The organism is Curtobacterium sp. MCSS17_016, assembly GCF_003234255.2.
GTDB classification, from domain to species: domain Bacteria; phylum Actinomycetota; class Actinomycetes; order Actinomycetales; family Microbacteriaceae; genus Curtobacterium; species Curtobacterium flaccumfaciens.
The window spans coordinates 1357433-1369899 of sequence record NZ_CP126254.1 but is presented as its reverse complement, the minus strand read 5'-3'; the positions used below and the strand labels follow the sequence as shown (position 1 = coordinate 1369899).

General features: G+C 70.7%; 15 protein-coding genes. 9 read left to right on the top strand and 6 right to left on the bottom strand.

Translation table 11 applies throughout. The features are described 5' to 3' along the window. Positions 1-60: 60 nt before the first annotated feature. The 5 genes from DEJ19_RS06610 to DEJ19_RS06590 all read left to right on the top strand — a co-directional run bounded on the left by DEJ19_RS06610 (position 61) and on the right by DEJ19_RS06590 (position 3498). The gene (locus DEJ19_RS06610) at positions 61-825 is read left to right on the top strand and encodes an ATP-binding cassette domain-containing protein (protein ID WP_110864792.1); all 765 of its coding nucleotides are present in this window, start codon (positions 61-63) and stop codon (positions 823-825) included. Next, a complete protein-coding gene (locus DEJ19_RS06605; RefSeq protein WP_111038919.1) occupies positions 822-2090 on the top strand; it encodes a sugar ABC transporter permease in 1269 nt (422 codons plus the stop codon). The genes DEJ19_RS06610 and DEJ19_RS06605 overlap by 4 nt, the downstream gene beginning before the upstream one ends. Positions 2091-2225: 135 nt before the next feature. After that, the gene (locus DEJ19_RS06600; RefSeq protein WP_111233753.1) at positions 2226-2840 is read left to right on the top strand and encodes a TetR/AcrR family transcriptional regulator; all 615 of its coding nucleotides are present in this window, start codon (positions 2226-2228) and stop codon (positions 2838-2840) included. After that, positions 2837-3184 carry a DMT family transporter gene (locus DEJ19_RS06595; RefSeq protein ID WP_083389444.1) on the top strand — a complete coding sequence of 116 codons (348 nt, stop codon included), beginning with the start codon at positions 2837-2839 and terminating at the stop codon, positions 3182-3184. The genes DEJ19_RS06600 and DEJ19_RS06595 overlap by 4 nt, the downstream gene beginning before the upstream one ends. Then, positions 3184-3498, top strand: a complete 315-nt coding sequence (locus tag DEJ19_RS06590) for a DMT family transporter (RefSeq protein ID WP_111233754.1) — start codon at positions 3184-3186, stop codon at positions 3496-3498. The genes DEJ19_RS06595 and DEJ19_RS06590 overlap by 1 nt, the downstream gene beginning before the upstream one ends. 24 nt (positions 3499-3522) lie before the next feature. Here the strand turns inward: DEJ19_RS06590 and DEJ19_RS06585 are convergent, their stop codons facing one another. Together DEJ19_RS06585 and DEJ19_RS06580 are read right to left on the bottom strand one after the other, a co-directional pair. Next, positions 3523-4530, bottom strand: a complete 1008-nt coding sequence (locus tag DEJ19_RS06585) for an SPFH domain-containing protein (protein WP_152377666.1) — start codon at positions 4528-4530, stop codon at positions 3523-3525. A 289-nt stretch (positions 4531-4819) separates the two neighbouring features. Further along, a complete protein-coding gene (locus DEJ19_RS06580; protein WP_111233755.1) occupies positions 4820-5686 on the bottom strand; it encodes an SMP-30/gluconolactonase/LRE family protein in 867 nt (288 codons plus the stop codon). A gap of 70 nt (positions 5687-5756) precedes the next feature. Here DEJ19_RS06580 and DEJ19_RS06575 point away from each other — a divergent pair, with 70 nt between their 5' ends. The 3 genes from DEJ19_RS06575 to DEJ19_RS06565 all read left to right on the top strand — a co-directional run bounded on the left by DEJ19_RS06575 (position 5757) and on the right by DEJ19_RS06565 (position 7574). Beyond that, entirely contained in the window at positions 5757-6149 is a 393-nt protein-coding gene (locus tag DEJ19_RS06575) for a VOC family protein (protein ID WP_111233756.1), read from the top strand. Positions 6150-6228: 79 nt separating this feature from the next. Then, on the top strand, positions 6229-7278 hold the full coding sequence (locus DEJ19_RS06570) for an LLM class flavin-dependent oxidoreductase (RefSeq protein ID WP_111233757.1): 1050 nt from the start codon (positions 6229-6231) through the stop codon (positions 7276-7278). A 95-nt stretch (positions 7279-7373) separates the two neighbouring features. Next, on the top strand, positions 7374-7574 hold the full coding sequence (locus tag DEJ19_RS06565) for a hypothetical protein (RefSeq protein ID WP_111057409.1): 201 nt from the start codon (positions 7374-7376) through the stop codon (positions 7572-7574). A 406-nt stretch (positions 7575-7980) separates the two neighbouring features. Here the strand turns inward: DEJ19_RS06565 and DEJ19_RS06560 are convergent, their stop codons facing one another. The 3 genes from DEJ19_RS06560 to DEJ19_RS06550 all read right to left on the bottom strand — a co-directional run bounded on the left by DEJ19_RS06560 (position 7981) and on the right by DEJ19_RS06550 (position 10906). Next, positions 7981-9195, bottom strand: a complete 1215-nt coding sequence (locus tag DEJ19_RS06560) for a glycosyltransferase family protein (RefSeq protein WP_027464806.1) — start codon at positions 9193-9195, stop codon at positions 7981-7983. Continuing rightward, complete coding sequence (locus tag DEJ19_RS06555) at positions 9192-10028, bottom strand: HAD-IIB family hydrolase (RefSeq protein WP_111233780.1); 837 nt, start codon at positions 10026-10028, stop codon at positions 9192-9194. The genes DEJ19_RS06560 and DEJ19_RS06555 overlap by 4 nt, the downstream gene beginning before the upstream one ends. Positions 10029-10213: 185 nt before the next feature. Further along, a complete protein-coding gene (locus DEJ19_RS06550) occupies positions 10214-10906 on the bottom strand; it encodes an SDR family NAD(P)-dependent oxidoreductase (protein ID WP_111233759.1) in 693 nt (230 codons plus the stop codon). A 117-nt stretch (positions 10907-11023) separates the two neighbouring features. Here DEJ19_RS06550 and DEJ19_RS06545 point away from each other — a divergent pair, with 117 nt between their 5' ends. Next, positions 11024-11884: a helix-turn-helix transcriptional regulator gene (locus DEJ19_RS06545; RefSeq protein WP_111233760.1), complete on the top strand. Its 861-nt coding sequence runs from the start codon at positions 11024-11026 to the stop codon at positions 11882-11884. Positions 11885-11913: 29 nt separating this feature from the next. On the opposite strand, the gene DEJ19_RS06540 is transcribed toward DEJ19_RS06545, so the two are convergent. After that, a complete protein-coding gene (locus DEJ19_RS06540) occupies positions 11914-12300 on the bottom strand; it encodes a MerR family transcriptional regulator (RefSeq protein WP_111233761.1) in 387 nt (128 codons plus the stop codon). Between the last annotated feature and the right edge of the window lie 167 nt (positions 12301-12467).

Here is a 12467-nt window from a genome sequence, read left to right as displayed (position 1 = left end):
GTGAGCACGACACCCGTGAGCAACGCGTCACCAGCAGCACACCCCTCCGCCGACCCGGTGATGTCCCTGCGCGGGATCACCAAGCGGTTCGGCGCCGTCCAGGCCCTCAGCGACATCGACTTCGACGTCTACCCGGGCGAGGTGGTCGCCATCGTCGGCGACAACGGCGCCGGCAAGTCGACGTTCGTGAAGATCCTCGCCGGGGTCTACACGCCGGACGGTGGCACGATCACCTTCGGCGGCGACGAGGTCAGCGTCCCGAACCCCGCGGCGGCCCAGACCCTCGGCATCGCCACGGTGTTCCAGGACCTCGCCCTCGCCGACAACCTCGACGTGGTCTCGAACCTGTTCCTCGGTCGCGAGATCGCCCACCCCTTCCTCGACGAAGAGGAGATGGAGCGCCGCTCGTGGGAGCTCCTCCAGCAGCTCGCCGCCCGGATCCCGTCGGTGCGGATCCCGATCGCGTCGCTGTCCGGTGGGCAGCGGCAGACCGTGGCGATCGCCCGCTCGCTGATCGGCGACCCGCAGGTGGTCGTCCTCGACGAGCCCACCGCCGCACTCGGCGTCGCGCAGACCGCCGAGGTCCTGAACCTCGTCGAACGCCTGCGCGAGCGCGGGCTCGGCGTCGTCCTCATCAGCCACAACCTCGCGGACGTGCAGGCCGTCGCCGACCGGGTCGCGGTCCTGCGGCTCGGGCGCAACAACGGCACGTTCCGCATCGACGACGTCTCCTACGAGGAGATCATCGCGGCCATCACCGGCGCCACCGACAACGCCGTCACCCGCCGCGCCGCCGCCCGGACCGAGCAGGAGACCAGCGCATGAGCAAGACCGACGAGACCCTCACCGCAGCGACCCCGACGCCCTCGGCCGCGGACCTGCAGGACGAGCGGCTCCTGCGCGACCAGGGGATCGGCGGCGCGGCGAAGGCGTTCGTCCGCCGGGTGCGCGGCGGTGACATCGGCTCGCTGCCGGTGGTCGTCGGGCTCATCGTCATCTGGGCGGTGTTCCAGGCGCTCTCCCCCGACTTCCTGTCCCCGGGCAACCTGGTCAACCTCGCCCTGCAGTGCGCCGCGGTCGGCACGATCGCGATCGGCATCGTCCTCGTGCTGCTGCTCGGCGAGATCGACCTGTCCGTCGGCAGCGTCAGCGGGCTCTCCGCCGCGATCCTCGGCCAGGGGCTCACGACGCTCGGCTGGCCGCTGTGGCTCGTGCTCACCGTCGCCCTGGCCGTCGGTGCCGCCGCCGGCCTGCTCTACGGCCTGCTGTTCACCCGCTTCGGGGTGCCGAGCTTCGTCATCACGCTCGCCGGTCTGCTCGGGTTCCTCGGGCTGCAGCTGCTCATCCTCGGACCGAACGGCTCGATCAACCTGCCGTACGACTCCCCGATCGTGCAGTTCGCCTCGGCCTCGTACCTGCCGCCGTGGCTCGCGTACCTGCTCGCCGTCCTGGCCGCCGGAGGACTCTTCTTCACCGAGGTCCGTCGCGCTGCCCGTCGCCGTCGTGCCGGACTGTCGACCGGAGCGATGTCCCTGACCGTCGTGAAGGCCGTCGCCCTGTTCCTCGGCCTCGCGCTGATGGTCTGGTACCTGTCGCGCGACTTCGGCACCGGCACCTCGTTCGTGTTCTTCATCGTGCTGGTCGTGCTGATGAACTTCGTGCTGAAGCGCACCCGCTGGGGCCGTTCGGTCTTCGCGGTCGGTGGCAACGTCGAGGCCGCACGGCGCTCCGGCATCCGGGTGAACCGCATCTACATCTCGGTGTTCATGCTGACCTCGCTCTTCGCCACCGTTGGCGGCATCCTCGCCGCCGCCCGCCTGAACTCGGCGAGCCTGTCGTCCGGCGCCGGGGACACGAACCTCAACGCGATCGCCGCAGCCGTCATCGGCGGGACCAGCCTGTTCGGTGGCCGTGGCAGCGCCTGGTCGGCACTGCTCGGCATCATCGTGATCCAGTCGATCTCGAACGGGCTCACCCTGCTGAGCCTCGACTCGTCGATCCGCTACATGATCACCGGCGCGGTCCTGCTGCTGGCCGTCATCATCGACTCGCTCTCGCGGCGCAGCCGCGCCAGTCACGGCGCGGCCTGAGCGGGGCCCTGGACCCCGCCACGCGGACTGACTGGAGGCACGGCGCCAGCTGGCACCGTGCCTCCCGTCCGTCCGTCCCTGACAGTTCACTGCCGGACTTGGCCACCTGGCCAAGTCCGGCAGTACGGTCGGTCCATGACCCTCCACCAAGAGCACCGCAGCATCGAGGAGCGGCGGCAGCAACTCGTCGACGCCGCGATCGCCGTCCTGCGCGACGGCGGGATCGCCGCGCTCACGACGCGTGCCGTCACCACGGCCGCCGGCCTGCCGCACGGCGCGTTCCACTACTGCTTCGCCTCGAAGTCGGCGCTGTTCCGGACGGTGCTCGAACGGCAGCTGCGCGGTGCCATGGCAGCCGCGTTCGCGACGCCGAGCAGACGGCTCGACCCACGGGCGCGGATCGCCGTCGGCCTGACGGCGCACCTCGGACGGACCCGGAGCGACCCGGCGACCGCGCTCGCCCTCGTCGAACTCGTCACGCACTCCCGTCGCGATGCCGACCTGGCAGAGCTCGCCGCGTGGGAACAAGGGGCGTACCTCGAGGCCGTCCGCATCCACGTCGACGCCTGGTCGGACGAGGACGGGATCACGTGGGTGGTACCCGTCGAGCAGGTCGCTCGCCTGCTCATCGCGACCGCCGACGGCGTCAGCGGGTCGTGGCTCGCTGACCGCGACGACACCGCCGCTTCCGAGACCGTCGCCACGGCGGCTCGGGCGATCGCCAGCCTCGTCGGCGGAGTTGCCTCGTGAAGTGGCTCTTCCTCGGGATCGCGATCGTCGCCGAGGTCACGGGTGCCCTGTCGATGCAGGCGGCCGTCGAGCAACCCGCCTGGTACGCCGTCGTCGCCGTCGGGTACGTCACCGCCTTCGTCATGCTCATCCGCGTGCTCCGGAGCGGCATGGCCGTCGGGGTCGCCTACGGCATCTGGGGAGCGTCCGGGGTCGCGCTGACCGCGGTGCTCGCCGCCGTCCTGTTCGGGCAGGCCCTGACCCTCACGATGATCATCGGGATCGCGCTCATCGCGGTGGGCGTGCTCCTGGTCGAGATCGGGTCCCAGCGGGCGCTCGCACGTCGCGAGCAGGAAGCCCGCTGATGGGGTGGGTCCTGCTCGCGATCGCGATCGTCACCGAGGTCGGCGCGACGATCAGCCTCAAGCTCGCGACGGACGGCAAACGCATCTGGTACGTCGCCGTCGTCGCGGGGTACCTCATCGCGTTCAGCCTGCTCGCGGTGGCGTTGACGCTCGGCCTGCCGATCGGGGTCGCCTACGGCATCTGGGCCGCGACGGGCGTCGCCCTGACCGCGGTCCTCGGACGGGTGCTCTTCCGGGAACCGCTCACGGCGCTCATGCTCGGCGGGATCGCGCTGATCATCGTCGGCGTGTTCCTGGTCGAACTCGGGCACTGAGCGCCGCGCAGGGGCCCGACGCCGTCACTTGCTCTTCGAACCCGAGGTCCCCGGCAGGCTGAGGATGTTGTCGGTGCCCTGCGGCACGACGATCAGCGAGCCGTTGTCGCCGGCGCTCTTGAGCGCCTCGATCTCGCGCTGCTTGAGCGCGGCGTCGGAGAGCGGGTGCTCGTTGAGGACCTCGTTCGCGTCGGCCTGACCCTGCGCCTCGGCGACCTGCTGCTGCGCCTGCACCTTCTTGGCATCCAGGAGCGCGCGCTCCTTCGTGACCTGGATCTGCGCCTGCTGCGCGGTGGCGTACGCGTCGATGACCGACTTCGGCGGCGTGATCTCCTGCAGGGCGAAGTTGTCGACGTGCACACCCGAGCCCTTCCACCGCGTCTCGAGCGCCTGGATCATCGCCTTCTCGACGGTGCCGCGCTTGGTGATGAGCTCGATGGTGGTGAAGTCGTTCGGCACCTGGCGGACGACGCTGCGCACCGAGTTGCCGATGAACTGCGTCTTGAAGTTCTCCTCGGTCTTGTACGACCGGTAGATGTCGGTGACCGACTTCGCGTCGATGCTGTACTGCAGGTTCAGGCTGACGTTCGACGAGACGCCGTCCTGGTCCTGCACCGTGACGTACGGGCCGGAGCGGACGTTGCCGTTGTTGTCCGAGTCGGAGCCGTTCACCGCGTTGATGTAGGTGACGGTCTGGTTCCGGATGTTGAACGTGTGGAGCGTGGCCCACGGTGCCTTGAAGTGGAACCCGGAGTCCGTGGTCTGCCCGACGATGTTGCCGGAGATGTCCACCTGGACCTTCGACTCGCCCGTGTCCTGCGCGTACAGGGTGCTGCCGAGCGTGAGCCCGACGAACAGGACGCCGGCGGCGGCCGCGGTCCACGTCGCGATGAGGTTCGGGCGGCGGGTCGGGACGGCGGGACGTGCCTCGCGACCGGGTGTGGCCGGTCGTGCGGGGGTGGAGTAGGTGCGTGTTCGGAAGAAGAGCGCGACGAGCGCGATGACGAGGAAGACGATGGCGGCGACGAACATGACGATCACTCCTGGATGCTTGTCCGTTGAGTCTGCCGTACCCGGAGGGGTGCGGGTGACGCGGGGGTGCGTGGTGGCGGGCGGTGCGCGCCGTCCGTGTCGCCCCGGTCGCCTGGCGCCGGTTCCGTCTGGTGCGAGGTTGCACACGTGGTGCGACCCCGGATGCCTCGCACCACGTGTGCAACCTCGCACCGAGCGGACGCCCGTCGACGCCGAGCCGCTGGCCCGGCCGCGGATGTCAGACGTCAGTACTCGGCACGACGCGTCGCCTCGGCGAGGTCGCTCGGGTTCACCACCCGGGAACCTCGACCCGGACCGAGCTGATCCGACCGGCGCGCGTCGTCGCCGTCACGGCCGGGTCGTAGCTGTCGGCGGTCGCCAGGTAGAGGGTGCGACCGTCCTCGCCACCGAGCGCACAGTCGATCGCGCAGTCCCCGGGTGCGTCGATGCGGTCCGTCACCTCGCCACCCTCGACGACCCGCAGGAACTCCCCCGTGTCGACCGAGCAGACCCAGATCGCGCCGTCACGGTCGACGGTGCTGCCGTCCGGGGTCACGCCACCGGGCAGGGCTGCCCACTCGCGCCGCCCGGTCAGCGAACCGTCGTCCTCGATGTCGAACGCGGTGAGCCGGCCACCCCACGTCTCGCTGACCACCAGGGTCCGGGTGCCGGGCAGGATGTTGGCGCTGTTCGGGAACACCAGGCCCTCGGCGGCGAGGCGAACGGAGCCGTCCGGGTCGATCACGTAGAGCGGGCCGGGGCGCAGTTCCTCGCCCGCGTACAGGTCGTAGCCGAAGGCACCGATGTAGGTCCGGCCGGTCTGAGCGTCGACGACCAGGTCGTTCACGAGCGACGACTCGATCGTGGACAGGTCGGCGAACACCGAGGTGCTGCCGTCCGGGTCGACGGCGACGACCGTGCGGGACTCCATCGAGCTGATGATGAGCCGTCCGTCGGCCAGCCACCCGAGCCCCGACGACTGCCCGTCGACGGTGGCCTCGAGCCGGGGGCCGTCGGTCGAGGACGGGTCGACCGAGAAGACCTGGCCCGTGTGCATGTCCGAGTACCAGAGCCGTCCGTCGTGCCAGCGGTTGCCCTCCGGGAAGCGGATGCCGGAGATGACGATGTCGGTCGCTGAGTCCAGGGTGATGTGCACGGATCCAGCCTGCCAGCGGGACCGGGAAGCTGCCCGGACGGATGCCGTGACGGCGGCCTAGGGTCGTCCCATGCCGGGTCGTCACCTCATCCACCACCTGGGCGTCTTCGCCAGCGACTTCGCCGCGAGCGACGCGTTCTACACCGCTGCCCTCGCGCCCCTCGGCATCGGAGCGGGCTACCGCACCGACTCCGTCGCCGAGTTCTGGCAGCACGGGGACGACACCCCGAGCGTCTCTCTCGAGACCGCCCGGACCCCCGAGGCGACGACGCGCGGACTCCACCTGGCGTTCGAGGCCGGATCACGGAGCGAGGTCGACGCCTTCCACCGCGAAGCCGTCGCCGCCGGCGGGGTGTCCCGGCACGAGCCGCGCTACTGGCCGGAGTACCACGCGTACACCGCGTTCGTGTCCGACCCGGACGGCAACAACGTCGAGGCGCTGATCAAGGAGACCCGGCCCTGACCCACAGGACCGGGGCCTGGGCCTGCGCGACGCACCGGGCACGACGGACCCGGCACCACGCATCTGGCACGATCGACCCATGCCCCTCGACGGAACTCCCCTGCACCGGCTCGGCTTCCTGACGATCGGGTCGTTCGACCCCGCCCGACCGTCCGAGGGCCACGAGGACACCCTGCGCGTGATCGAGCGCGCCGAGACCCTGGGCTTGGACAGCGCCTGGCTGCGCCACCGGCACCTGCAGCACGGCATCTCCTCCCCCGTCGCGGTGATGGCGGCCGCCTCGCAGCGCACCTCGCGCATCGACCTCGGCACCGCGGTCACCCCGATCGGCGCGGAGAACCCGTTCCGCCTCGCGGAGGACCTCAGCACGGTCGACGTCCTGCTCGGCGGCCGTCTGAACCCCGGGTTCTCGGTCGGCACGCCGATGAACTTCGACCTGTACCGCGACGCGATCTACCCCGACACCCTGGAGCACGAGGACCTCGGCAACGACCGGCTCCTGCGCTTCCGTGACCTCGTGCGCGGTGACCCGGTGACGGCGACCGAGACCGTCGAACGCCGCGGCATCGAGGAGTTCGCGAGCACCGTCCAGCCGCACAGCGCCGGCCTGGCCGATCGGATCTGGTACGGCACCGGCAGCACGAAGTCGGCCGTGTGGGCGGGCGAGAACGGCTTCCACCTGCTCACCTCGAGCGTCACCCGCAGCGAGGTCGGCACGGACTTCGCCACGAACCAGCGTGCCCAGATCGACGCCTACCTCGACGTCCACCCCGACCCCGCTGCCGCCCGCGTCTCGCAGGGCCTGGTCGTCATCCCGACCGACACCGCGACCGCCGAGCAGGAGGCCCGCTACCGCGCCTACGTCGACAGCCGCTCAGGTCGCGTCGGCGTGCCGATGGGCCCCGCCGGGATGCTCTTCGCCGCCGACCTGGTGGGAACATCGGCCGAGATCGCGGACCGGCTGCGTGCCGACATCGGCTACCAGGCGGTCACCGAGGTCGCCTTCGCGCTCCCGTTCTCGTTCGAGCCCGACGACTACGCGCAGATCATCACGGACATCGCCGAGCGGCTGGGTCCGGCACTCGGCTGGGCGCCGAGATCCGACGCGTGGGGCCCGCAGCACGGATGACGAGTCGACCGATTGCACCGGTGGTGGTCACGGCACTCGATGTCGGGCAAGATCAACGCGAGGGTCATCAGCACCCGTCGACTCTGGGGGGTCACATGCACGACCAGCGTCCCGAAGAACCGGTCCGACAGCACTCGACCGACTTCCTCCCCGGGGTCAGCGGCAACCCGGTCGCCCCGTTCCAGCGAGACCATCGACCGGGTAGCGCGCCGATCCGGAACGACTGGATCTTCTTCGTCCCCATCGGCGGTGTGGTCGTACTCGGGGTCGTCGCGTACGTCATCTGGGGCTCGTGATGCGGCTCCGGGTGGGGTTCGCAGAGTCAGAGCCCGGCAGCACTCCGACGATCGAACACGATGAACGGCTCGTCCGGACCTTCCGGCACACCGCGAGCCGACTGTTGTTCTGGGGGTGCGTGCTGTGTGCGCTCGGCGGCGTCGCGATCGGCTGGTCGGTAGTCGGCCCGATCCGCCTGACGGGGCTGGCTCTGGCGGGCTTCTTCGTCCTCGTGGGCTCGGGCTTCCTCGTCCTGCGGGGCCGAGTGATCCGACGGGCTCGGCCTGCCGTGGCGGCCGCCCAGGCTCGCATCGACCGTTTCCGATCATGGCAACGCTCGCAGCCAGGGTGGGTCCCCCTCGACGCCCTGCGCCGGTCCGGTCGTTGACGGCATCCTCAAGGCCGTCACCGGGTCGAGTGAACCCGTCAGTCCTGCTGGTCCGCCTCCACCGCGTCCCGCAGCCGGTCGAGCACGTCCGGCACCGCTGAGCGCACCCGGCTCCAGCTCGGGATGAACGGCTTGTCGTTCGGCCGCGCCGTGAAGGCGCCACCGGCGTCGAGGATCGCCTTGGTGAAGAGCTCCACGGCGGCTTCCTCGGCGTGCTGGTCGAACGCGAGCCCGCTCATCTCGGCCTCGTGCCGGTAGACCTCGACGATGTCGAGCGCGTTCCGGTAGTAGGTCGCCTTGAGCACCCGGAACGAGTCGGACGTGAGCGGGACGCCCATCGTCGCGAGCTTCCGGAGCAGCGACTGCACGATGTCGTTGCCCATCCGGGCCAGGCCTCCGGTGCCGTCGGCCTCGGCGAGGGGCTGGTGCTTGTGGTCGTACGCGTCGGCGATCTCCACCTGGCACACCTGCCGGGTCGCGTAGTCGCGGTAGACCTCGGAGAGCATGCCGATCTCGAGTCCCCAGTCGCCGGGGATCTTCAGGCCGTTCAGCACGTGGGCGCGCATCGCGAACTCGCCGGACAGCGGGTACCGGAAGCTGCTCAGGTACTCCAGGTACTCGGACTCTCCGTAGACCTGGCGGAGCGAGCGGAGCAGGGGCCCGACGAGCAGCCGCGCGGCGCGGCCGTTGATCCGACCGTCGGCGACGCGGGCGTAGTAGCCCTTCGAGAACTCGTAGTCGAACGCGGGGTTCGCGACCGGGTAGAACAGCCGCGCGAGCATGCCCCGCTCGTAGGTGGTGATGTCGCAGTCGTGCAGGGCGATGCAGTCCGCCCGTTCCGACGCCAGGGCGTACCCGGTGCAGTACCAGACGTTCCGGCCCTTGCCGGGCTCCCCCGGCGCCAGGCCCGCGCGCTCCAGTTCGGCGTCGAGCTCGCGCAGTCGCGGCCCGTCGTTCCACAGGATCCGGTGCCGCTGCGGCAGCCGCGAGAAGAACTCGCGGGCGTGCTCGAACTGCGAGCGGTCGGCGCGGTCGAGCCCGATCACGATCTCGCTGAGCCAGTCCGCCTCGGCCAGCTCGTCGACGATCCGCGACAGTGCCGGACGCTCGAGCTCGGAGTACAGCGCCGGCAGGATCAGGCTCATCGGACGCTTCTCGGCGAAGCCCCGCAGGTCCTCCTCGAGGCTCGCGGTGCTGCGGCGACCAAGGTCGTGGAACGTCGTGATGACGCCGTTCTGGTGGAAGTCGCTCATCGGTGGCTCCTGACGGACGGGGTGGTGAACCGGGTGAGGCCCTCGGTCCAGCCCTGCGGGCCGGGGGCGGTCGTGCGGTGGACGCGCTCGGGGCGGTCGTCGGCGAGCGGTCCGGGTGCCGGGCCGTGTCCACGGACCACGACGGCGAAGTCGACCGCATCGAGCAGCGCGGTGTCGTTCGGGCCGTCACCGAGTCCGATCGTGCGCGGGACGGTGCCCGTCCGACGCTCGTGGTCGACGATCAACGTCCGGACCGCCGTGCCCTTGTCGCGGCCGGCCGGCAGCACGTGCCAGAACCGGCCGCCGCGCACCAGGTCGAGGCCGACCGCGGCGAGCGCCGCGCGGAACGCGTCCGCTCGGTCGTCGTCCTCGGCGTGCCAGAGCAGCACCTCGGACGCTTCGCGGGCCCGGGCAGCACCCGCAGCGGCGACGTCGAGTCCGGTCCAGTCGGCGACGACGGCGTCGGTCACACCCGAGAAGGTCGAGAACTGCAGACTCAGCACCGTTCGGAGGTCGTCGAGCGCGGCACGCAGGCGTTCGACTTCGCCGTCGACCGGCCCGACCAGCACGTCGCCCGCCGGTCCGACCAGCACGTCGCCCGCCGGTCCGACCACGACCGCGCCGTTCTCCGCCACGAACGCGTGCCCGTCGAGCCCCGTGCGCGCCTGCAGCGCCGTGATCTCGGCACGCGTCTTGCTGCTGCAGAACACCACGGGGACGTCGGCCGCCCGCAGCTGTTCCAGCATCGGCAGGGCCGCGTCGAACGAGTAGTCGTGGTGGTCGAGGAACGTCCCGTCGAGGTCCGTGACGATCATGAGGTCGGGTGTTGGCATCGTGCTCCGCTGGCGGCTGGCTGGGCTGCGGGCGACGATGCCCCGGACCACCCTGCCACGCGCATGCGTCGGTTGGGTGAACAAGCCGGCGTCGGTCGCGCGACGCGACCAGCGGACGGACTGGAGGCGCGGCGCAAGCTGGCACCGCGCCTCCAGTCCGTCACGGCGCGGGGACCGCCGGGCCGTCACCAGGGCAGGGTGCCCTCGCGATCCGTGACGGTGCCGGTCGGCGTGTCCGCGCCGAGGGTCGCGACCCGGACGGCCGCGTCGGCGCCCTCCTCGACGCTGTGCCCGAGGTTCCCGGTGAACTCCGTCGCGGTCTGGCCGGGGTCCACCGCGTTGAAGCGGACGTCGGGCGTCGTCTTCGCGTACTGCATCGTCAGCATCGTGACCGCGGTCTTCGACGACCCGTACGCCGCGAGCGGGTACTGCGACTCCACGCGTTCGGGGTCGTGGATCATCGTGAACGACCCGAGGCCGCTCGTCACGTTGATCACCGAGGGCGCAGCGGACCGCCGGAGGACCGGTAGGAACGTGTTCGTCACACGGACGACGCCGAAGACGTTCGTCTCGTAGACCGCGCGGAGCTGGTCGACGGTCATGTCCTCGGGTGCGGTGACGTCCCCGAGGATGCCGGCGTTGTTGATCAGCACGTCGAGGTGCCCTGCCTGGTCACCGATCGTCGCGGCGGCCGCGGCGACGGAAGCGGCGTCCGTGACGTCGAGCTGCACGAACGAGGCGCCGAGTTCGTCAGCGGCTCGCCGACCGCGATCGGTGTCGCGGGCGCCGATCCACACGGTGTGCCCGGCGGCGATCAGCCGTCGCGCGGTCTCCCGGCCGATGCCCTTGTTGCCGCCGGTGATGAGGGTGTTCGTCATGGTGTTCCTTCGAGCTCGTTGCTGGTGGTGAGGTGACCAGCGTGCGGCGCTGCCGGATCTCCAGCCACGGAAGGACAGTCCTACCCAGCGGCGGGGCCACTCGCGGAGAATGGTCGGGTGTCCACAGACCAGGTCGAAGCGCTCGGCGACCTCCTCCGATCGTGGCGGAGGCGGCTGACCCCCGAAGACGTCGGCATGGAGTCGTACGGTCGGCGCAGGACGCCCGGACTCCGTCGTGAGGAACTCGCGCAGCTCGCGGGTGTCAGCGCCGACTACGTGATGCGTCTCGAGCAGGGCCGCTCCCGCACTCCCTCGGCGCAGGTCGTCCAGGCACTCGCCCGCGCGCTCCAGCTCGACCGTGCCGAGACGGACCTGTTCCACCGCGCCGCCGGCCTCGCATCGCCCCGGGCCGGTGTGGTGTCCCGCCACATCCCGCCCGGAGTCCAGCGGATGCTCGTCCGGATGGGTGACCTGCCGCTCGCCGTGTTCGCCGCCGACTGGACGCTGCTGCACTCCACGCCGCTCTGGCAGGCACTCTTCGACGCGCCGTCCGTGCGCAAGGACCCCGAACAGAACCTGATCGTGCAGACCTTCATCGACAACAGCGTCGCCGAGATCGCGACGGCGCACGGCGGACCGGAACTGTTCGAGCGGGCGCTCGTCGCCGACCTCCGGCGCACCGCCGGCGTCCTCGGCGGCGACCCAGCGTTCCGCGCGTTCATCGCCCGGCTCCGGGCCGAGAGCGAACGCTTCGCCGCGTACTGGGACGAAGGACGAGCCGCGGCGCACCGGTCGCTCGTGAAGACGGTGCACAACCCGATCGTCGGGGACGTGGTCCTGGACTGCGACGTCGTCACCGTCCCCGATTCCGACATCAAGCTCGTCGTCTACTCCACGCCGGAGAGCGGCCCCGACGCCGACAAGCTCGACTTCCTGCGGGTCCGGGCGATCCAGACAGCGGACGTCGTCGGTCGTTGACGACGAGCACTGCGGGCCGTGCCAGCGGATCAGTGCCGGCGCAGGATGCCGAGGAACTCGTCGGCCCACTCGAGGTTCCGGGCGAGCTTCGCCCGGCGCTCCTCGGTGTCCACGACGTACGCGTCGAGCTGCGCCTGCAGCCGGTCCCGCTCGGTGCCGTCCGCCACCTGGAGCCCGTCGAGGATGCCGAGGAGCTCGGCCATCTGCTCGAGGGAGTAGCCGAGGGGCTTCATCCGGCGGATCACGAGCAGGCGTTGCAGGTCGTCGTCGGAGTACAGCCGGAAGCCACCCTCGGTCCGGCCGGTGGGGTGGAGCAGCCCGACGTCGTCGTAGTGCCGCACGGTCCGGATGGAGAGCCCGGTCCGGTCGGCGAGTTCACCGATCCGCATCGTCGATGCTCCTGCCGCGTCCGTCACTGCTGACCCCTTCCGCCCGGTTGCCCGGTCCCGACCGATCGTACCGATGCTTGCGCAGCAACCCTTCCGTTGCGTTAGAGTCGGACACGACCAACTCTTCCGTCGCGGAAGGTTCGGGTCCCTGGCCGCACTCGGTCGGTGCGCGCGACGAAGCGCCCCACGACATT